Genomic DNA, 20,124 nt, shown 5'->3' with positions numbered 1-20,124 from the left:
AGATATTGACTCAAATCCAAACCGTATACGGAACCGTACGTACGGTGGTGTGAGAGGGGCAATAAACCTAAAGGTTTATTCCTCTACTTGATTTACGCCGATTGTAAAATTAAGCTAGACAACTAAAAAATCATTTGTGATAAACTCAAATTGTATTTCCGACCAAAGAAAACAAGGAGAGCGATCACAAATGACCTATACACATCTTACTACAGACGAACTCGTTTTAATAGAATCATATTACTATTAAAAGAAGAAAGTAACTTTTGTTGCTAAACAATTGAAACGTTCTAGACAGACTATCTATAACGTTTATAACGCATTAGATGATGGTTTATCTATTCTTGATTATTATAAAAGCCGAAAATTTCAAGTACAAGTTAGCCACCTGTAAAGTGTCTAACGTCATTTAAAATTCCTAGTAAATATGTCAAATCGCGTTAAGTCCAGTTTTAATTTACAGATTTCGTTAATAAAAGACTCATAAGGTGTTTGCATAGCTCATCATCTTTCTTGGTAAATTGTTCATCCACTGTTGGATATATTTTATGTTTGATACGCTAACTGTACTGATTTTTGTCCCTTTAGGTATGAAACGACGAATCATTCGATTATGATTTTCGTTGGTCCCACGTTCCCAAGATGAATAAGGATGTGTGAAATAGACCGCCAATTCATTTTGAAAGAGACTGGTTAAACCTGAAAATTCTATCCCATTATCAGATGTGATGGACTGAAAGATTTTTGAAAAATTATGGCCCAATGCTTTCATTAAACCAAAAAGTGCTTTTTATATAAGTTCAAAGCGTGTTAGCCTTTCAGTTAACGTTAATAAAACGGGTTCGTTTCTATTTAATGAACCAACAACGGTATCAATTTCCCAGTGCCCAAAAGTCGCTCTTGTATTGATAACTTGTGGTCTTTTATCAATTGATATACCTAGATTGGTCTTGTTTCTTCTCGCTTTTTTCTTCTTGGTATTGCGACTCATCTTGTAAAGTAAATCAATATTTTTTGTTTTTAGAAAACCTTGATCAATCCAATGATAAAGAGTAGAAGTACTGGGCAATTCACTCGCTAAAAAGTCCCCATTATTTCTCAAAATATACAAGGCGATATCTGGTGAGAAGCAATTTTTTCCACTCATCAGGTCATCCAACTTTCCAAGTATGTCAGGAAAATCAACCCACTTCATCCGGCGTCCCGAATTTTGACGATTCTCATGGTATTTACGCTCGGCAACATCAGCTAAATATAATGTGTGTAGATATTGATACACTTTTCCATTTTGTTTCCGTTGGCTGATTTGAGTCGTCATCCCACGTTTAATTTCATTATTAATCGTTTATGGCGCACGACCTAAATGCTTCGCAATCTCACGATTTGAGTCGCCATCTTGTTTCCAACGTTCAATAGAGATACGTTCTTTAAGAGATAAGTGTTTTCCTTTAGTTGTTTTTGTGATAATCTTAGTTTGCGTCATAGTGAAATCATCCTTTATTAGTTGGTGTTGGAACCCTAATAATACATGAATTTTCGCTATGACGTTTTTTTAATGTTTCAAGTGGCTAACTTGATTATAAAATTTGCCTAAAAAAAAAATTGTATATATCTCTTTCTTTATACAACAAGTTATCAAGATGTGTCATACTACCCAAAATTTGGCTTTAAAATAAATTCAGAGATTGATAATTATCCACTAAAAGATAGACAATTCGTAAGTTTTATAAAGGAGATTTAAAAATAACGCTTTTAAACTGCACTACACAATCATTTTATAAGAAATAACGATCCGACCATTAAACGCTCGTTGCTCTTCTTCAGTGAGATTACAATTCATCGAAATATCTACGAGACAGCTGTTAGTATATTTCTTTAAGATGATCCCTGAATAGTTTCGTGTATCATTTAAAACGTGAAATGTGATTTGATCTCCTACGTTTCTTTGCAAATTGTAAGTATTTTCTTTAATATCAAAATCTAACGAGCAAGATCTTGTTTTGTAGTTCATGTGAGCCCTCCTATGACATATTAATACAAATATTATATCGTATGAAACTGATAGGTACGCTGAATTCTTAAGGAAAAATTAATAAACAAAGATGTAAAGATAGGGATTAAGTAAATTTTTTAACAAAAAAATAAGCATTCACCTTTCATGGAAGAGGTAAATGCTTTCAGTAATAATAAGAATCCGAATCGTTCATTTGGGTTGTTAACTCCTTATACAATTTTTTGTAATTCTTTTACTGCTTGTTGAATGGTAGTACCAGTTGCAACTTTGTTTTCATTTTCTTTTGAGAAAACGATGAATAAGTTTAGATTAGTATCTAATGTTACGCGGTACTCCAATTTTTTGTTATTGAATGTCATATAGCATTCTCCTTTCTGTATGTTGATGAAAGGCAACTAAAACGTTCATAACGAAATTCCATTATTAGTATATTATATTAAAAAGAAAATTGCAAATGAAAAGTTTCAGAAATTGAAAAATCGAATGAATCCTTGTTTTGACTCATTCGATTTTCTTTTTTATTTATCTATGGTTTTTTTAGTAAGATACTCATACCAAGAGCAGTACTAATTAATGAAATGCCTAGTAGTGTGAAGTGAGTTGCTTTTTCCCCGGTTTGAGGGAGTTTCTTAGTTGGTGTAGTTGTAATAGGTTTAGTTGTATTCGTAGTAGTTGGTTTTACAGGGTCGATAATTGGTTCAGGTTTTGGAACGACAAAGGTAAATTTTTCACCAACACCTGTGCTATCAGAAGCTGTAATATAAATAATATCTCCTGCTTTTGCTGGTGCCGAAATGCTGAAGTCTCCATTTTTATCAGCATCAACAATGCCATTTCCGCCATCTTTTCCAACGATTGAAACTGCTGCGCCTGGTTTAGTTGTTCCACTCAATGTTTGAGTATTAAAGTTATAAGCCACATTAGAAATATTGAGCTCAGTATTAGTTACAGTCACTGAATAGTTTGCAGGCATTAAGTATTGCTGTCCACTGTTGATTGTTCCAATAAGTTCAATAGTTTTAACGCCAGATTTATCAGTTATAGGAGTGAGACCATCTTTGAATTTAAGTTCAATAAATTTAAGATTATGTATTTCTTCTAAACCATTTTTAAAATCAGCGGGACTTGCTTTTTGACCAGCTTGATAATTGACTAAAACAGATCCTGAGTTTGGTAGTGTGATGATTTCTTTAATTGGTTTGGTTTCTGTTGTTGTTGGTTTTGTCTCTGTCGTATTAGTGGGTTTAACTTCAGTTGTATTTGTTGTCGTTGAAGTAGAGTCGGCAAATACAATAGCGGAAGTACTAGCAAGAGATGATAATGTAAATAGACTAAGAATAATACCGGTTGTAATAACTTGATTTTTTTTCATGATTTTCAGCTCCTTAATTTTTGTAACGCTACATAAATGTTTGTAACTTATTTGTAACACAATCGTAACATCAGGATGTATATTTGTCTATTACTTTTTTAATAAAATTTATTAAGAATTCTTAAAGATACAGAAAAAGTGACATGCTTGTCAGTGTAAGATATCGTATAATTCAGTCATAAATAATAGAAAGTAGGTATAGACGATGATTTTATTTAATCAAATTACTAGATAAAATTTTGATGAATGTCTCTTTTTGGATGTGACTGAAGCACAAGAAGATTTTGTAGCATCAACAATGTATTCGTTAGCAGAAGCCAAAATTTTTACAGAAAACCAACCATTCGCTATTTATGATGAAGAGCAAATGGTCGGATTTATCATGTATTCTTTAGATCCTGACGACAATCAATATTGGGTGACGCGATTATTAATTGACGAAAAATTCCAGCAAAAAGGATATTGCTCTCTAGCGATGAAGAACATACTAAAGCTAATTAAAAACGAATTTAATCCAAAATGTGTGTATACAAGCTTTGAACCAGAAAATAAAGTAGCTGAAAAATTGTATCTCAAGCTCGGATTTTTACATACTGGCCGCATCATTGATGATGATGAACTAGTCTTGGAATATATTTATTAGTTTATTTATTGAATAGTTTGACAATGTGTTCTTTTAAATTCTAAACTTATCATATATGTAACTAATTTTTTTGAGGTGGTATTTAATGGATTTAAATAATAGCAATCTATCTGAACAAGATAGAATTCAAGTGAAAAAAATTGTGTCAATGATTGAATATGAATTAGATTCCAAGTTGATATCTCTTTACTTATTTGGTTCAGCTGTTGATGAAGGATTAAAGGTAAACAGCGATTTAGATTTTTTAGCAATCACGAAGAGCACGATTCCGAATAGGAAGAGGGGACTTATTACAAAGCAGTTAATGAATAACTCACGTGAAATAGGGACAACTGATAAAATTCGTTATGTTGAATTGACAAGTGTTGTACTTGAAGATTTGCACCCTTGGAAACACCCAATAACGCAAGACTTCATATATGGAGAATGGTTAAGGGAGGAATATCAATTAGGAGAGTATTCACAACGACTCATCAATCCAGACTTAACCATTTTGTTATATCAAATCCAAAAGCAAGGTATCTTGTTAATTGGTAAAGACAAGCAACTTCCCAATGTACCATTTAGTGATGTTAAACTTGCAATTAGTGATCAACTTGACATTTTAGTTACAGAACTAGATGGTGATAAATCAAATGTTATTCTTACTTTGTGTCGCATGCTCTATACACTTAAAACACAAGAGTTTATCTCAAAAAATAAAGCTGCAAATTATGTCGTGGAAAACTTTAGCACAATTGAGACAAAAGTCATTTTGGCTGCTCTTGATGAGTATCTAACGGGAAAGTCGATGAATTTGATGTCAACGAGAGTTAAATCAACGGTTCATCAACTTATCCAGCAAATAAAAATTGAGATAGGAGTTTAGAAAAATGATCAAAAAAATAAGTCAAATCACACAAACCGAACTTGATACGATTTCAGATATTTGGTTGACTGCGAATAAAGAAGCACATGAATTTATTTCCGAGAGCTATTGGGATCATCATTATGCGGAAGTTAAAAAAATGTTACCGGAGTCAGATTTATATCTATATTACATGGAAGAAGAAATTGTTGGTTTTATGGGAATTATGGATGATTATATTGCCGGAATTTTTATTAAATCTTCTTATAGAGGAAAAGGGATTGGTAAGTGTTTAATTAAAGAGGCTAAAGGAGACCACGAAAAATTAGAACTCGCTGTGTATAAACGAAATGATGCTGCCTATCAGTTTTACATTCAACAAGGATTTATTGTTTCTGTAGAACAATTGGAAGAAGAAAATAACGAAGTTGAGTATATCATGACCTGGACGAAAAACGAATAACAGTTAATGTAATTAAATAAGCAGTGTTGCTATCTTAAATGGAGGTGCCATATGTGTACAAGTATTTATTTTAAAACAGCAGATCAAAAACATTTACTTTCAAGAACAATGGATTTTTCCTATGAATTAAATCCGAATCCAATCTTTATGCCACGACGATATCAATGGAAATCAACCATTGAAGGTGAGCTTAGAGAAAATAAATTTGGATTCGTAGGGGCGGGAAAAAAGTTAGCTGATCATTATTTTGTTGCCGATGGTGTAAACGAAAAAGGCTTAGCAATTGCTGAACTTTATTTACCTGGTGAGGCAAAGTATCAAAGTTCACTTGACCCGGACATGATAAATTTGGCACCACACGAGTTTATTACCTTTTTACTTGGCAATTGCGCTTCGATTGAAGATGTAAGGATTCTACTTTCAGAGATACGACTTGTCGAAGCAAAAGTACCAGTCATGGGCATTGTAACGCCGCTTCATTGGATTTTAACTGATTGTGACGGTAATTGTTGTGTGATTGAACCAACTGAAAAAACACTAAAATTAAAACCTAATCCGGTTGGGGTGATGACTAATACGCCTTGTTTAGAGTGGCACTTGGATAATTTAAGAAATTATTTAAATCTATCAAATAGGCAACGTCCTTCATGTCAATTTGGTCAATATACAGCGGTACCGTTTTCGCAAGGAACAGGAAGTTTAGGTCTACCAGGTAGTTATACGCCACCAGATCGATTTGTCCGTGCAGCCTTTTTCAAAGAGCATACACTTGAAGCTCAAAATGAAGCAGAAGGTGTTCTAAATGCCTATCATATTTTATCAACAGTTTTTATACCTAAAGGTGTTGTTGTGACGGACCGTGAAACGAACGACTATTCTCAATATATTGGTACCATGTGTAATGAGAGTCGAACATACTATTATAGTTCATATGATAATACGCAAGTTTCTAGTATTATATTAGATGAGGAACTATTAAAAGAAACGGAACCAAGAATATTTAATATTAATCAAGAATTTATCATTCGAAATCTGAATGTTTAGTAAATTGCGTGAATGAAGTGGAGATGAAAAAGATGCGAATTTTGTCGGTTATTGATTCTATGAAAGGGTCTTTAACAAGTATAGAAGCTAATGCGATAATTTCTGAGGTTTTTTCTGATGAAATATTTTCAGTGACAGAATTAGCAATTGCTGATGGCGGTGAAGGAACAGTTGCGGCATTTCTCCAAAATTGTGCAACAGAAGAGAAGTTGGCTAAAGTATCGGATTTAGCAGGTCGAGAGATGCTGGCGCATTATGCTTGGCTTGAAAAAGAAAAACTTGCTGTTATTGAATCTGCGAATACTGCTGGGATTCATCTCTTAACGGATAACAATATAAGCCATCCGCGGCAAACAAGTACTATTGGTGTTGGTCAAACGATTCAAGTTGCACTCTCTAATCAGGCAAAAAAGATTATCATTGGCTTAGGTGGAACTGGAACGATTGATGGTGGCATTGGGGCAATGTCGGCCTTAGGAGTTGCATTTTTTGATGTTGAGGGAAAATTATTAGAACCGATTGGCAATTCACTTGGTTCAATCTGCACGATATCCTATGATAATGTCGACCCACGAATACGAGATGTCGAGTTTATTCTTGCATCTGATGTGGACAGTTTTCTAACTGGTGAAGCGGGTGCCGTACAAATGTTTGGCAAACAAAAGGGACTTAAAGATTCTGATATGAACCAATACGAAGCAGACATGTTGTCTTATCATAAAACTTTAACAAGTTCTTGTGAAAATGTAGCTGGCGACGGAGCAGCAGGTGGTTTAGGAATTGGTTTAAGAGTATTACTACAAGCAGAAATGGTTTCTGGAATTGATTTACTTGCCCAATATTTTCAGCTTCTAGATCAAATTGCTCAAGCGGATTTAATTTTTACTGGAGAAGGGAAATTAGATTCTCAGAGTCTAAAAGGAAAAGTGCCTGTTGGTATTAGTCGTCTAGCTCAAAAAAAAGATGTACCAGTGATCGCATTTGTTGGTTCATTTGAAGGTGAAAGTCGACAATATGAAGAAGTTGGCATTCATGCAGTGGTGCCAATGATTACTAAAGTCTGTACTTTGGAACAAGCGTTGTCTGATGCGGTAAAGAATTTAACTCAAGCAGCCAATACGGTAAAAAATATTTTAGTATTAAACAAAGGAAGTAACGCTTAATGGATTTAAACGATACTAAAAAAGCAGTTTCTCAACGGAATATATTTCCGCTAAGAAACTGCTTTTTGTCTAATCTGGTTGTTGACCATCGTGAGGTAACCATAGACATTCGCCAAATTTAAATTCAGAAAAGCTTGCTTTAAAGGAAGAGTCTTCAGGTGAACATGCGTAGATACCAAACTGAACATCTTCATAAGCTTCATGCATATGACAAATACGCATTTGATGGAAGTAAATACCATCTGTGGAGTGTTCAATACAAAAATCTTGATCTCGGCGACTCAAGCGATACCACATCGTTTTTTGCGAACTATCAATCTCAGTCGTAGCCCAGTCAGAAAAGCCGTGATTTGTGACAACACTACCTAAATGTTGAAAAGTATCATTTTCATATTCAATTGACGCTTTGAGCCAGTTTTCGCTATTGAGATACATAACAATGCCGCATTGATCGAATCGGACAGCACTATCTTTGAAATCGGTCTTAACACTAAAACTGAAAGATTTAAGAGCGGTATTGATTTGAAAGACAGGAGCATTATCATTCTGAAAATGATAATAGGTACGTTGCCATAAGTCTGTTTTAGGTTGAGTTAAAATGTCGATTTTATCATCATTAAGCCAATAATATTTCGGTGTTCGTGTCCATGCAAAGTCAGTAAGTTTCATTATTGTTTTCCTTTCGTCATCATTTTAAATTCAACAATTCAAAATGATGAGTAATCCATGTTGAAAAATCAATCAGATAGTAGTTTGGACCGGTTAGAGTGATCCGAATAAATTTTTGTGGTAACAATTGATAATTAAATTTTTTAGTAACAGAACTTTCAGCATACATTAGATTAAAGTGTGCTAACGTTTTGTCGCGAAAGAGGCTGATTGCTTGATCTGAATCGAATTGAAATGTTAGGACAGTTAAGCCTTGGTTTAGTTCCGGTACCTGTTTTAAATAGTTTAAAGCTAGGTTGTTTTCTTCGTTTAAATCATCTGTTTTACCAAAAAAATCGTAAATATTTTGTTCGGTGAAACGCCATTGTCCCCCTACTTTTGTTCCCGTCAGTTTTCCTTCCTTTAGATAGTTACGAATGGTGCGGGTGGTCACATTTAATTCTTCAGCAAGTTGTTCAACAGTTAGCATTCTTCAATGTCCTCCGTTAAAGTTTTATAGTTTTGGTTGCGTGAATTTGATTGGTTTGATCATGAGAAGTATAGATGACAATTTTACCTTCAGCGTGCGAGAGCAATGTCTTAAAAATGTGTAAACTAGCTTCTTCATCAATATTACTAGTACATTCGTCCAAGATATATAAATCGGCATCAGTCATTAAGAGTCGGGCGATTGCAAGACGCTGTTTTTCACCACCAGATAGATTGCTACCATTTTCAGTTAAAAGAGTATCCCAAGACTTTGTTTCAAAAATGGGTTCAAGAATTTTCGTATTGCGAAGGTATTCTTTTTGACTACTCGTTAGTTTTGTTCCTAAGCCAATGTTTTCCTCAATTGTCGCTGTTAAGATTAATGGATTCTGCGATAGATAACCAATTTTTGCTCTTAAACTGGTTTGCAAGATTTGATTGATAGGCATTTGATTAATGTATATACCTTCAGAATGCCTGAATTGAAGTAGTAGTTTTAATAATGATGATTTCCCACAACCTGATTTTCCAGTGAGGTAGATAATGTCACCTTTTTCCATCTCTATATCAATAGTATAACCAAAGATTTCTTCTTGTAAATGAAAGCTGGGATTTTTTAGCGAAAGAGTAGTAATCTGTTCAATAGATTGGTTACCCTTTATTTCTAAGTTTTGATCTAAGTCAGTTTCAATAAAATCTCGTGTTGAAGTTAACGTATTATAATCGATATTCATTTTTGTTAAATCACCCAGGGAAGCAAAAAATAATGGGAGTAAAATACTGACGATAATTAAATTTGCAAGTGGTAATTGATTTTGGCTAATCAAAAGACTAGTTTGAATCAAGACAAAAGTTTGAAAAGTTTGATTCAGAAACGTTAAGAAACTACTCGTTGTTTGCGCAAATTTATTTAATTTTGCGACAGTCTGATACATGTCGCTAATGTTTACATACAGTAAATGATGAAGGGTTTGAGCGTTTAATTGAATTTTTACCGCGTCATGATTACCGAAAGTAGCAATCAAGTTTTTATTCGTCTGAGCTGCTGATTTTTGCATATCGTTTAGACGTTGTTTAAGTTGTTTGTTGATATATCTGAAACCAAAATAGTTAATTGGAATTAAGAGAAACATAAAAAAACTTAGTTTAATTGAAATAAAATGAATGAGAGTCAAGGATAGGATAATTGTGAATCCCGATCTAACTCCCGTACTAAAACTTGAAATTAAAAATTGATATAAAGCATCGACTGCACTAAAGATTCGATTAATGAGGTAACTTGATTCGAGCTTAAGAAATGCATCATATTCAAGGTCATACATCTTTGTTAGTAAGTTAAACAAATAATCAGTATTAAATTTTGCAGCGTAATTCTCTTTATAAACCATGATGAACATTTGGATAATAAAAGAGCTGAGCATGGCCAAAAAAATGATGACTAATAGATTTCCGTTGAGCGTTTTGTCTTTTTGGGCAATTTGTAATAAAATGGGGGCAATTAAAGAAGTTAAGGTTGTCACAATGGCTGTAAGACTAATCAAAATAATAAAATGTTTATTTTCACGGATAACCTGTTTCATAGCGAGACCTACTTTCCTACTTTTTCTCTATTTTAGGAAAATAAAGGAATAAAGTCAAGAGTTGTTTACGTTAATTTTCCTAACTGAAAGGAATAAATAGGAAAAATAAAATTAAAACAAACTATTTTGTTGACCTAAAACGGGTTACAACAGTTAGAATAGAGGTGGTAAAGAAAGCGTTTTGGAGTGAGCAGTAAGGTGAGCATGATAATCTGACGTTTTTTGCCAGAATATCATGATTGACTTAGTGCCGAACTCCAGCTTTCAGTCCCCGTAAATAGAGGTGATAAAGTTTGCTCTTTAGATGAACAATAAATAATACGAGCATGATAAATAGAACAATACCAATGCTTACCCTCTATCATGGCCCTATAAAAAAGACAAGGAATGATAATCAATGATAAAACGAATTTTTTCGGATATGGATGGAACTCTATTAAATAAACAAGGTGAAATTAGTAATGCTAATATGAATACTATTAAAACAATGCCAATCCCTTTGACACTAGTATCTGGTCGTGCGCCAATTGAAATGGCGCCTTCAATCAAGCGGCTAGGTTTGACAGAAGATCAAATTGGATTTAATGGTGGTCTGATTTATAAAGTAATTGATGGTGGTTTTGAACTATTACATGAAAATTATTTAGAATTAGAAGTGATTGAAACAATCAGTCGAACAATTAGAGAGAAGTATCCTCAAGTCAGTTTAAGTGTTTATGATGAAGCAAATTGGTTTTCGGATTTAAAAGATCGAGGTATTGATTTGCAGCATCAAGCAACGAGATGTAATGTCCAACTGACATCATTGGCAGAACTATTCCGGGCTAAAAAGCGTAAAATTTTCAAAATGATGTTGATTGTTTTTGATCAAAAACAATTAGATGAAATACACGAATATATATTAAGTTTAGGCTTTGACTCGATTGCGGTTCATCGTTCGGGAGGAATCTTTTTAGAGGTGACATCAAACCAAGCACAAAAAGCCTTAGCGATTCAAAAAATTATGGCTTTAGAGAACCTAAAGAAAGAAGACATTGCAGCTTTTGGTGATGGTCACAATGATATCTCGATGTTAAAATTAGTAGGAATGCCCATTGTGATGGGAAATGCTCAAGATGAAATCAAAGAGTATGCGTTACACATTACAAAGAGTAATCTTCAAGACGGTGTTGCTTACGGGATTGAAAAGTTTTGTTTACCAAAATAAAAGGAGTGAGTATTTGTGGCAAATATCTATGATATTGCGAAACAAAGTGGTTATTCTGTGGCAACTGTTTCAAGGGTTATTAATGGACATAAACATGTTTCTAAAAAAGCACAGCAGGCAATCGAGGAAACAATGACACGACTTGAATTTGTTCCCAATGCGATGGCACGGAATTTGAGCTTTGGTAACACCTATAATATTGGTGTTGTATTACCACACACAAAACATCCTTTTTTTACAGAAATTTTAAACGGTATAATTGAACGTGCTATTTCAACGTCATATCAAATTGTGATCTTACCATCAAAATACGATGAAGATTTAGAACTAAAGTATTTGGAGCAATTGCGACAAAAAGCAATTGATGCGATAATTTTTACCTCACATGGTATTTCATTAGAAACATTAGCAGAATATTCAGAGTACGGCCGGATTGTATGCTGCGAAAAAACGAATCGGAAGGAAATATTATCCGTTTATCCAGAACGAGAAGGGGCTTATGTAGAAGTTTTTTCATGGTTAAAAGAAAAAGGGATTAAACAGATGCATATTCTGTTAAGTCGTTCATATGATAAGAGTACTACCAGTCAAGTTACGATTGATACATTTCGAAAGGTGTATGCAGAGACACCACACAAGGAAGAAATCATTACAGGTATTATTTCAAATGTTGACGCCAAAGAGGCGATGCTCAAAAGAATAAACGCTGGAGAAAAATTTGAGTGTATTTTCTCAAATGGTGATGATGTGGCGTCTGGCGTTTATGAGGCATTTTTAGAGAGTGAGCAGGAAATGCCGCTTATTATTGGTCAAGAAAACCAAATTAGTGGCCGCTTATTAGGTTTGCCAACCGTTGAACATCGCTTTAAAGAGATTGGTTTGCGTGCTTTTGATCTTGCAGTTATGAATCAACCTAGTCAACCTGAACCAATCATCTCGACCTTCATTCCTCGCTAACGAGTGTGTAGGTCGTTGCCTTTTCAAGTGAAATAAGGTAGTGTTAAAAATAAAAGGACGTGATTAAAATGATGATTGATTTAGCAAAAAAATTTAAAGAAGAAAATATCTATTTTGAGTTGTATAATCATCGTGCGATTTATACGAATGAAGATGCTTTAGTGATTAAAGCTGAACAAGGATTTAATGGCACTGAAACTAAAAGTTTATTTTTAAAAAATAAAGCAGGCGATAATTTTGTTTATTTAACTTTTACAACAAAAGCGACTGATTTTAAAAAGATTAAAAAAATTGTGGGTCAAAAATTATCGGTAGTAAAACCTGAAGATATGGAAGCAAAAACGGGTCAAAAACCGGGTGCTGTTTCTCCTTTTGGTTACAAAGAACATGTGCCAGTCATTGTGGACGCTGAGCTATTGCAACACGAAAAACTTGTTTTTGCTCCGGGAAGACCAGATCAAACGATGGTTGTTTTAGTGAAAGAATTGCCAAAAATTATCGATGTTTTAAATATTGAGACATATGATTGTCCAGTTGAAGATATTGAATAAGTGAGGAACAATTGATGCAGATATTAGAAGGATCTATGCCTTATTTAGGATATGAAACATATTACCGAGTTGTCGGTGAGAAGAGCACAAAAAAAGCGCCACTCATATTAATTCATGGTGGACCGGGCTCAACGCATAATTATTTTGAATTATTAGACGAACTGGCTAATGAGGGGCGTCAAATTATCATGTATGACCAATTAGGTTGTGGTCGCTCGAGTATGCCTGATCGACCAGATTTATGGCATGCCAAAACTTGGATTGAAGAATTGATGGCTTTAAAAAAACATCTAGGCATTGAAGACTGTCATTTGTTGGGTCAATCATGGGGTGGTATGTTAGTTATTGCTTACCTTTGTGATTATCAGCCCAAAAATGTTAAGAGTGCTGTTTTTTCGAGCACACTATCGTCAGCTAAGCTGTGGGCTGAAGAACAAGCAAGATTGATTCGTTTCTTGCCAGAAGTACACCAAGAAGCGATTGCAAAAGCTGAACAAACACAGAATTTTAAATCAACTGATTATCTAGAGGCCAATGCATATTTTATGCAGAAATATGCAGGTGACCGTCCGACTGAGGCTTCACCAGAACCATTAAGAAGACCTAAAAATAGCGGCGTTCAAGCATATCAAACTGCTTGGGGACCCAACGAATATATGCCAACAGGCACACTAAAAGATTTCAATTATACTGAAAAATTAGCAACAATTGAAATCCCGGTGTTAGTCACAAGTGGCACAGAAGATTTATCAACGCCATTTGTGTCAAAAACAATGGTTGATCATCTCTCTAATGTGCGATGGGAGTTATTTAGACAGAGTCGTCATATGCCTTATGTTGACGAAAATCAGCGTTATATTAAAGTTTTGAATCAATGGTTAAATCAACAAGATTAACTATTTTGAGAAACTCGGATTCATTTGAGAAGCATATTGCATGCTTCTTTTTTCTTGTTCAACAGCACTAATTTTCATCACGATACCAATGAGAATTGAAAGTGTTAATAAATTAGAACCACCATAACTCATAAATGGTAATGGCACACCAGTTAAGGGGATAATACCTAAAATTCCACCTAAGTTGACAAAAGTTTGAATCAGTAAGACAGCACCAGTTCCTAAGCAGACTAAGGAATTAAACGGGTCTTGAATTTGAACGCCGATGGCCAATATTCTTAAAATTAAGAGAAAAAGTAGCAGTAAAATACCAATTGAAGCAATAATGCCAAGTTCTTCTGTGATTAAAGAGAAAATAAAATCGGTTTCTGTTACAGGAAGAAAACCTTTCTTTTGAATACTCTGTCCTAAACCTTGGCCAAACCAACCGCCATTGTGAATGGCAATATATGAATTCGAAAGTTGATACCCATTTGTTGAAAAGTAAGCAAAAGGGTCTTTCATGACAGCAAATCGATCAAAAATATAAGCATACTTTTGTGGTAAGAGTGCACCATCTTTAAACATAATCAGCGATGTAGCAAGGAAATTAATGATAAACACACCTAGAAGACCGCCAAGAAAATATAAATATGAGATACCACTAGCGAAAATCATTGTGAAAAATAGTAAAGTAAGAATAGCTGCGCCGCCAACATTTGGTTGAATCAGTGTTAAAAAAATCAAACTCCCAACAATTAAACCAGGTACTAGAATTGATTTAAAAAATGAGTGTTGTAATGTTTTTCCTTTCTTTGAAAACTGTACGGCGCAAAAGAGAATCACAGTAATCATCATCACTTCAGAAGGTTGAATACGAAAGGGGCCAAATTCAAGCCAGCGCTGTGCGCCTCCAACCACAGTACCTAAACCTAAAATACTTGTGATAAACAGTAAGACAAAAGACCCGATGATCATCAATGATTGAAAAATATTACTTTTAAAAATACTTAATTTTATTCTTAAAATAATAGCGATTAAAATAAGTGAAAGGATTAAAAAGACACCTTGTTTTACGCCCGTACTCATTGTATTTTTTTGCATTTGATCAAGATGATATGAACTCGCACTGGTAATCATTAGTAAACTAATCATATTTAATAAGAGATAGGGGATGAAAATTTTAAAATCAATTTTTTTTAACATGGTTACACTTCCTTTCGCTTTTTAGCATACATGAAAAGTTTTCTGATTAAAAAAACAATTGTCAACATTTAAAGAAAATTAATAAATAAGCGGGTTTATTTAAAGGTCACATTTGTGCTATTGTTGACATAGAAAATAAATTTGTTGAGGTGACATATGAAAAGAGTACTTGTGTTACATACAGGAGGTACAATATCAATGGTTCAAGAAGAAGGAGGCGTCACACCTACTTCACATCATCCTTTGATGGACCCAATGGCATTTTTACCTAAAGATATCGAAGTGACTGTTGAAGAAATATTTAATTTACCTTCACCACACATTAGACCTGAAGAAATGTTACAGTTAAAGACACGCATTGTTGAAGCACAAAAGCAAGGGTTTGATGGTGTCGTGATTACACATGGAACGGATACCCTTGAAGAAACAGCGTATTTCTTAGATATGACGGTATCAAAACAAATTTCCGTTGTCATTACGGGCGCAATGCGATCTAGCAATGAAATAGGTTCAGACGGCCAATACAACTATTTACAATCAATTATTACGGCTGCAAATGAAGAATCAAAAAATCAAGGCGTACTTGTCGTGATGAATGATGAGATTCATGCAGCCAAATTTGTGACTAAAACTCATACCACAAGTGTTGATACTTTTAGAACACCAACATTTGGGCCAATTGGGATTATTTCTAAAAAAAAGGTCATCTTTATTAAAGATGTTGTTGATCAACGAATTGTCGATATTAATACAGTGACAGGAAATGTGCTTTTAATCAAAGCATATGCAGGGATGGATTCCTTTATTTTTGATTTAATTGAAAAGCAAGATGTCGATGGTATTGTGATTGAAGCACTGGGTGCTGGTAACATGCCACCTAGTGTCATTGAATCGCTACAACGCTTAATTGATAAGGAAATTCCGATTGCACTTGTTTCGCGATGTTCAAATGGAATAGCGCAAGATATTTATGATTATCCTGGTGGAGGGATTCCCCTATCTAAGATGGGTATTACTTTAGTTAAAGGCTTGTCGGGACAAAAAGCACGTCTTAGAATGTTAGTTGGGTTAAACTGTGGTTTCAAAGCACAAGAACTGAAACAATATATGATGAGTTAGAGTATTAAAATGTTGATGTATTTGTATCTTTCACTTGCATGAGGTGCAAGTATCGGATAAACTACATTAGGAATCTATTAGTTGATAAATATAGGAGGTGACTAAAAATGACAAAACCAACATTAGCAATTGTCGGTCGTCCGAACGTCGGAAAATCTACCATTTTTAATCGAATTGCAGGCGAGCGTATTTCTATCGTCGAAGATGAACCAGGAGTAACGCGTGATCGCATTTACGCTCAAGGTGAATGGTTAGGTCGTGAGTTTAATATTATCGATACTGGTGGTATTGAGATGAGCGATGAGCCTTTTATGGAGCAAATTAAGCATCAAGCAGAAATTGCGATTGAAGAGAGTGATGTTATTCTTTTAATCGTTAGTGGTCGTGAAGGTGTGACAGATGCAGATGAGTATGTATCACGTATTTTGTATAAAAGTGATAAACCTGTCATTTTAGTTGTAAATAAAGTTGACAATCCAGAGATGAGAAGTGATATTTATGAATTCTATTCTTTAGGGTTAGGTGATCCATTCCCAGTCTCAGGAGCACATGGTATCGGATTGGGAGACGTGCTTGATGAAGCGTGTCAAAATTTTGGTATCGAAGAACAAGAAGAAGAAGACGATATTATTCGTTTCAGCTTAATCGGTCGTCCGAATGTCGGTAAATCTTCATTGATTAACGCGCTTTTAGGCGAAGATCGTGTGATCGTTTCGAATGTTGCGGGAACAACTCGTGATGCAATTGATACTTCTTTTGTTTCAGCAAGTGGTCAAGAGTTCATTATGATTGATACGGCTGGTATGCGTAAAAAAGGTAAGGTCTATGAGAATACTGAAAAATATAGCATGATGCGTTCTCTAAGAGCGATTGAACGCTCAGACGTTGCATTAGTAGTATTAAATGCTGAAGAGGGTATTCGTGAATATGATAAGCGTATCGCTGGATTCGCACATGAAGCTGGTAAAGCGATTATTATTGTTGTGAATAAATGGGATACATTAGAAAAAGATAATCATACGATGAAAGAATTTGAAGAAGATATTCGTTCTGAGTTCCGCTATCTTGATTATGCACCGATTATGTATGTTTCAGCGAAAACAAAACAAAGACTACACTTATTACCAGAGATGATTGAGGAAGTGAGTCAAAATCAAACATTACGTATTCCATCATCAGTTTTAAATGATGTGATCATGGATGCGGTGGCAATTAATCCAACACCAACTGATAAAGGTAAACGTTTGAAGATTTTTTATGCAACCCAAGTTGCGATCAAACCACCAACATTTGTTGTATTTGTAAATGAAGAAGAATTGATGCATTTCTCATATGCGCGATTCTTAGAAAACCAAATCAGAAAAGCTTTTGTTTTTGAGGGAACACCTATTCGTATTATTGCACGTCGTAGAAAATAATTTTGCATTTTACCATAGTTTTTTAATTTAAGCAATAACTTGGCATTTATTAAAAAAAAGTCCTAATAAAAGACTGAAAAGCCTTGATATCACTTGGTTCATATGGTATCTTGATTAAAGAAATATTGAAATCAATATTTTAAATAATCATTTTTGGACCACTCAAAAATGATTACTCTTATGATGAATAATCATACATCAATTCCTTTTTGAGGAGGTGAAAATTAAGATGGCTAACAAAGCAGAATTAATCGAAAAAGTTGCAGAAGCAACTGGTTTAACTAAAAAAGATGCAACTGCATCTGTTGATGCTGTATTCGCATCAATCCAAGAGTTTTTATCTGAAGGTGAAAAAGTTCAATTAATCGGTTTTGGTAACTTCGAAGTACGTGAACGTGCTGCCCGTAAAGGACGCAACCCACAAACTGGTGAAGAAATCCAAATCGCTGCAAGTAAAGTACCTGCATTCAAACCAGGTAAAGCTTTAAAAGATGCAGTAAAATAATGTAACAAGTAAAACCCTTGCGTAGCAAGGGTTTTTTGTATGTCTTGGGCTAGTAAAACTGTTTTAGTGACAAAATGCATATTTATATTCTTATATAATATATATAAAATTTATAAAAAATAAGATCAATAAAAAATCCCGATTAAACAGTGTAATGACTCATTACTTTGTTCAATCAGGATTTTTTTATTTAAGTTGTTTATTATTTTTTTACAATAAAGATTTCAACTCGGCGATTCTTCGCACGATTTTGTTCAGAATTATTGGCAACTTTCGGTCTGAACTCACCATAAGCTTGAATTGAGACTTTCTTCTCGCTGACAGCTTTTTGTTGAACTAATTCGTCCATGACACTAATTGCCCTAGCTGCACTTAATTCCCAGTTAGATTGATATTCAGCAGTATGGTTAGGGACGTTATCAGTATATCCGGCGATAATAATTTCATTCTCGACATTCTTTAGCGAATTTCCGATTTTTTCCATTACTTCTTTTGCTGAACTTGGAATTTTTGTACTACCAGGAGCAAAAAGTAAACCACTATCAATGATGATACGAACGCCATCTTTTTCTTCATTTACTTGTACTTCAGAACCATGGCCAGCTTTTGTTAACTCACTTTTAATATCTTCACCGGCTTTATTGATGGTTTCTTCGTTTTCTTCTTGTTTTGGTTTCTGTTTGTGAGCTTTAGGATGAGCAGGTAAGATGCCACCATTTCCACTAGTAGCACTTCCAGAAAGGATAATATTAAATTGATCACTTAAATCATTTAATTTACCAGTATCTGTTTTTGCCATAGCAAACATTACGATAAACAAGGCTAGAAGTAACGTCATCATATCAGAATAAGGTAAAAGCCATCCTTCATCGACATGGTCTTCTTGTTTCTTTCTACGCTTCATGTTTTCACCTCGTTACTTATTACCATCATTTCTTAAATTAGGATCCATTAAACCATTTAGCTTGCGTTCAATTGTATTTGGATTTTGACCACTTTGAATGGCAAGAATCCCTTCAATTGCGATGAGCATATAATCTACTTCTTCTTGAGATTTACGAGCAAGTCGATTACCAAACGGGATTAAGATGACATAACCCAAGAATATTCCGTAAAGAGTAGCAACGAAAGCTGCAGAAATCATATGTCCTAAAGCATCCACATCATTTAAGTTACCAAGCGCTCCAATTAAGCCGATAACTGCTCCTAAAACGCCAAGAGTAGGTGATGATGATCCAGCAGTTTTCATCATAGCTGCTCCAGTTCCGTGTCTAGCTTCTAAAGACATCACTTCGTTTTCCATAATCTCTTTAATTTGATCAGGGTTCATCCCATCAACTACCATTTCCATTCCGTTCTTTAAAAATGGATTTTCTAAGGCGTTAACTTCTCCTTCTAATGAAAGTACACCTTCACGACGCGCTTTTTGTGCCAATCCCAAAATCGTTTCAACAAGTTCACCAGTGTCGAATGATTGATTTTTAAAAAGGACGCCAAAAATTTTGGGAAGACGTTTAATATCTTTTCTCGGATATGAGTTGATTAAAGCTGCAAATGTTCCGATGAATATGATAATCGCCGCAGCTGGGTTTAAAAGAGCTAAGACATTTGCCCCTTTAACAATCATCCCAACAATAACAGCAAACAGTCCTAAAAATATCCCGATTAGTAAAAATATATCCATGATTCCTCTCCTAGCTTAAATTTTTTATAACACTTTAAATATCGGTTATATCATCCTAAATATTAAGGGTTCTTAGACATTAAATCAAGTGAATATACAAAATTAGAATGACTGTTAATTGATTACGTTTAAAAAGTATACAATTAAATGGTGGTTTTTTAACACAAATGGAAATTTGTTAAAATGGTTTTGACAAAGTTTTCGTGCTATATTACCATGGGAACAGAGTGCAAATAACAAAATATTGATAATTTGTATACAATATTGAGTTGTTTGCTGAAAGTTTCAATACATATTTTTAGAAAACGTTTTTAACGATATGTAAAATAACAACAAAAA

At 34.3% G+C, this 20,124-nt stretch carries 21 protein-coding genes and 2 pseudogenes; 13 read left to right on the top strand and 10 right to left on the bottom strand.

From position 1 onward, the window contains the following. Positions 1-190: 190 nt before the first annotated feature. Positions 191-367, top strand: a pseudogene (locus tag ESZ54_RS12665) (IS30 family transposase); the annotation flags it as partial. Between the two features lie 38 nt (positions 368-405). Here ESZ54_RS12665 and ESZ54_RS06360 read toward each other — a convergent pair. The 4 genes and pseudogenes from ESZ54_RS06360 to ESZ54_RS06350 all read right to left on the bottom strand — a co-directional run bounded on the left by ESZ54_RS06360 (position 406) and on the right by ESZ54_RS06350 (position 3,386). After that, positions 406-1,483, bottom strand: a pseudogene (locus ESZ54_RS06360) (IS30 family transposase). A gap of 279 nt (positions 1,484-1,762) precedes the next feature. Beyond that, a complete protein-coding gene (locus tag ESZ54_RS06355) occupies positions 1,763-2,011 on the bottom strand; it encodes a DUF2187 domain-containing protein (RefSeq protein ID WP_136136828.1) in 249 nt (82 codons plus the stop codon). 212 nt (positions 2,012-2,223) lie between these two features. Further along, entirely contained in the window at positions 2,224-2,373 is a 150-nt protein-coding gene (locus tag ESZ54_RS12565; RefSeq protein WP_204249517.1) for a hypothetical protein, read from the bottom strand. A 167-nt stretch (positions 2,374-2,540) separates the two neighbouring features. Then, entirely contained in the window at positions 2,541-3,386 is an 846-nt protein-coding gene (locus ESZ54_RS06350) for an Ig-like domain-containing protein (RefSeq protein ID WP_136136827.1), read from the bottom strand. Between the two features lie 262 nt (positions 3,387-3,648). Here ESZ54_RS06350 and ESZ54_RS06345 point away from each other — a divergent pair, with 262 nt between their 5' ends. From ESZ54_RS06345 to ESZ54_RS06325, 5 genes are all read left to right on the top strand, one after another. Beyond that, entirely contained in the window at positions 3,649-4,029 is a 381-nt protein-coding gene (locus tag ESZ54_RS06345; RefSeq protein WP_136136826.1) for a GNAT family N-acetyltransferase, read from the top strand. 85 nt (positions 4,030-4,114) lie between these two features. Next, positions 4,115-4,897: an aminoglycoside adenylyltransferase domain-containing protein gene (locus ESZ54_RS06340; protein WP_136136825.1), complete on the top strand. Its 783-nt coding sequence runs from the start codon at positions 4,115-4,117 to the stop codon at positions 4,895-4,897. 4 nt (positions 4,898-4,901) lie between these two features. Further along, on the top strand, positions 4,902-5,339 hold the full coding sequence (locus ESZ54_RS06335) for a GNAT family N-acetyltransferase (protein ID WP_136136824.1): 438 nt from the start codon (positions 4,902-4,904) through the stop codon (positions 5,337-5,339). Positions 5,340-5,390: 51 nt separating this feature from the next. After that, positions 5,391-6,383, top strand: coding sequence for a choloylglycine hydrolase family protein (locus ESZ54_RS06330; protein WP_136136823.1), 993 nt, complete (start codon positions 5,391-5,393; stop codon positions 6,381-6,383). 23 nt (positions 6,384-6,406) lie between these two features. After that, positions 6,407-7,546: a glycerate kinase family protein gene (locus ESZ54_RS06325; protein ID WP_136136822.1), complete on the top strand. Its 1,140-nt coding sequence runs from the start codon at positions 6,407-6,409 to the stop codon at positions 7,544-7,546. A gap of 69 nt (positions 7,547-7,615) precedes the next feature. Here the strand turns inward: ESZ54_RS06325 and ESZ54_RS06320 are convergent, their stop codons facing one another. From ESZ54_RS06320 to ESZ54_RS06310, 3 genes are read right to left on the bottom strand one after another with little or no spacing between them, the layout of a single operon-like run. Then, positions 7,616-8,215 carry a DUF1349 domain-containing protein gene (locus ESZ54_RS06320; protein ID WP_136136821.1) on the bottom strand — a complete coding sequence of 200 codons (600 nt, stop codon included), beginning with the start codon at positions 8,213-8,215 and terminating at the stop codon, positions 7,616-7,618. Positions 8,216-8,234: 19 nt separating this feature from the next. Next, on the bottom strand, positions 8,235-8,684 hold the full coding sequence (locus ESZ54_RS06315) for a helix-turn-helix domain-containing protein (protein ID WP_136136820.1): 450 nt from the start codon (positions 8,682-8,684) through the stop codon (positions 8,235-8,237). A gap of 16 nt (positions 8,685-8,700) precedes the next feature. After that, positions 8,701-10,263: an ATP-binding cassette domain-containing protein gene (locus ESZ54_RS06310; RefSeq protein ID WP_136136819.1), complete on the bottom strand. Its 1,563-nt coding sequence runs from the start codon at positions 10,261-10,263 to the stop codon at positions 8,701-8,703. A gap of 397 nt (positions 10,264-10,660) precedes the next feature. On the opposite strand from ESZ54_RS06310, the gene ESZ54_RS06305 reads away from it, so the two are divergent. The 4 genes from ESZ54_RS06305 (at position 10,661) to pepI (ending at position 13,874) form a co-directional block, all read left to right on the top strand. Continuing rightward, on the top strand, positions 10,661-11,470 hold the full coding sequence (locus ESZ54_RS06305) for an HAD family hydrolase (protein ID WP_136136818.1): 810 nt from the start codon (positions 10,661-10,663) through the stop codon (positions 11,468-11,470). 15 nt (positions 11,471-11,485) lie between these two features. After that, a complete protein-coding gene (locus tag ESZ54_RS06300; RefSeq protein ID WP_136136817.1) occupies positions 11,486-12,427 on the top strand; it encodes a LacI family DNA-binding transcriptional regulator in 942 nt (313 codons plus the stop codon). Between the two features lie 71 nt (positions 12,428-12,498). After that, positions 12,499-12,978, top strand: coding sequence for a YbaK/EbsC family protein (locus tag ESZ54_RS06295; RefSeq protein ID WP_136136831.1), 480 nt, complete (start codon positions 12,499-12,501; stop codon positions 12,976-12,978). A gap of 14 nt (positions 12,979-12,992) precedes the next feature. Beyond that, positions 12,993-13,874, top strand: a complete 882-nt coding sequence (gene pepI, locus ESZ54_RS06290; protein ID WP_136136816.1) for a proline iminopeptidase — start codon at positions 12,993-12,995, stop codon at positions 13,872-13,874. Here the strand turns inward: pepI and ESZ54_RS06285 are convergent, their stop codons facing one another. Next, on the bottom strand, positions 13,875-15,059 hold the full coding sequence (locus ESZ54_RS06285) for an FtsW/RodA/SpoVE family cell cycle protein (RefSeq protein WP_136136815.1): 1,185 nt from the start codon (positions 15,057-15,059) through the stop codon (positions 13,875-13,877). It abuts the gene before it with no gap. A gap of 156 nt (positions 15,060-15,215) precedes the next feature. Here ESZ54_RS06285 and ESZ54_RS06280 point away from each other — a divergent pair, with 156 nt between their 5' ends. From ESZ54_RS06280 to ESZ54_RS06270, 3 genes are all read left to right on the top strand, one after another. Next, positions 15,216-16,178, top strand: coding sequence for an asparaginase (locus ESZ54_RS06280; protein WP_136136814.1), 963 nt, complete (start codon positions 15,216-15,218; stop codon positions 16,176-16,178). 107 nt (positions 16,179-16,285) lie between these two features. Next, positions 16,286-17,596, top strand: a complete 1,311-nt coding sequence (gene der, locus ESZ54_RS06275; protein WP_136136813.1) for a ribosome biogenesis GTPase Der — start codon at positions 16,286-16,288, stop codon at positions 17,594-17,596. 229 nt (positions 17,597-17,825) lie between these two features. Beyond that, positions 17,826-18,101 carry an HU family DNA-binding protein gene (locus ESZ54_RS06270; protein WP_136136812.1) on the top strand — a complete coding sequence of 92 codons (276 nt, stop codon included), beginning with the start codon at positions 17,826-17,828 and terminating at the stop codon, positions 18,099-18,101. Between the two features lie 202 nt (positions 18,102-18,303). Here the strand turns inward: ESZ54_RS06270 and ESZ54_RS06265 are convergent, their stop codons facing one another. Together ESZ54_RS06265 and motA are read right to left on the bottom strand one after the other, a co-directional pair. Further along, positions 18,304-19,005, bottom strand: a complete 702-nt coding sequence (locus ESZ54_RS06265) for an OmpA/MotB family protein (RefSeq protein ID WP_136136811.1) — start codon at positions 19,003-19,005, stop codon at positions 18,304-18,306. Between the two features lie 12 nt (positions 19,006-19,017). Next, positions 19,018-19,785 carry a flagellar motor stator protein MotA gene (motA, locus tag ESZ54_RS06260; protein WP_136136810.1) on the bottom strand — a complete coding sequence of 256 codons (768 nt, stop codon included), beginning with the start codon at positions 19,783-19,785 and terminating at the stop codon, positions 19,018-19,020. Positions 19,786-20,124 lie beyond the last annotated feature (339 nt).

It is taken from the genome of Vagococcus silagei (assembly GCF_004795745.1).
GTDB lineage: Bacteria > Bacillota > Bacilli > Lactobacillales > Vagococcaceae > Vagococcus > Vagococcus silagei.
Note: the sequence above shows the minus strand (reverse complement) of the source record. Positions and strands in the feature narration are given on the sequence as shown.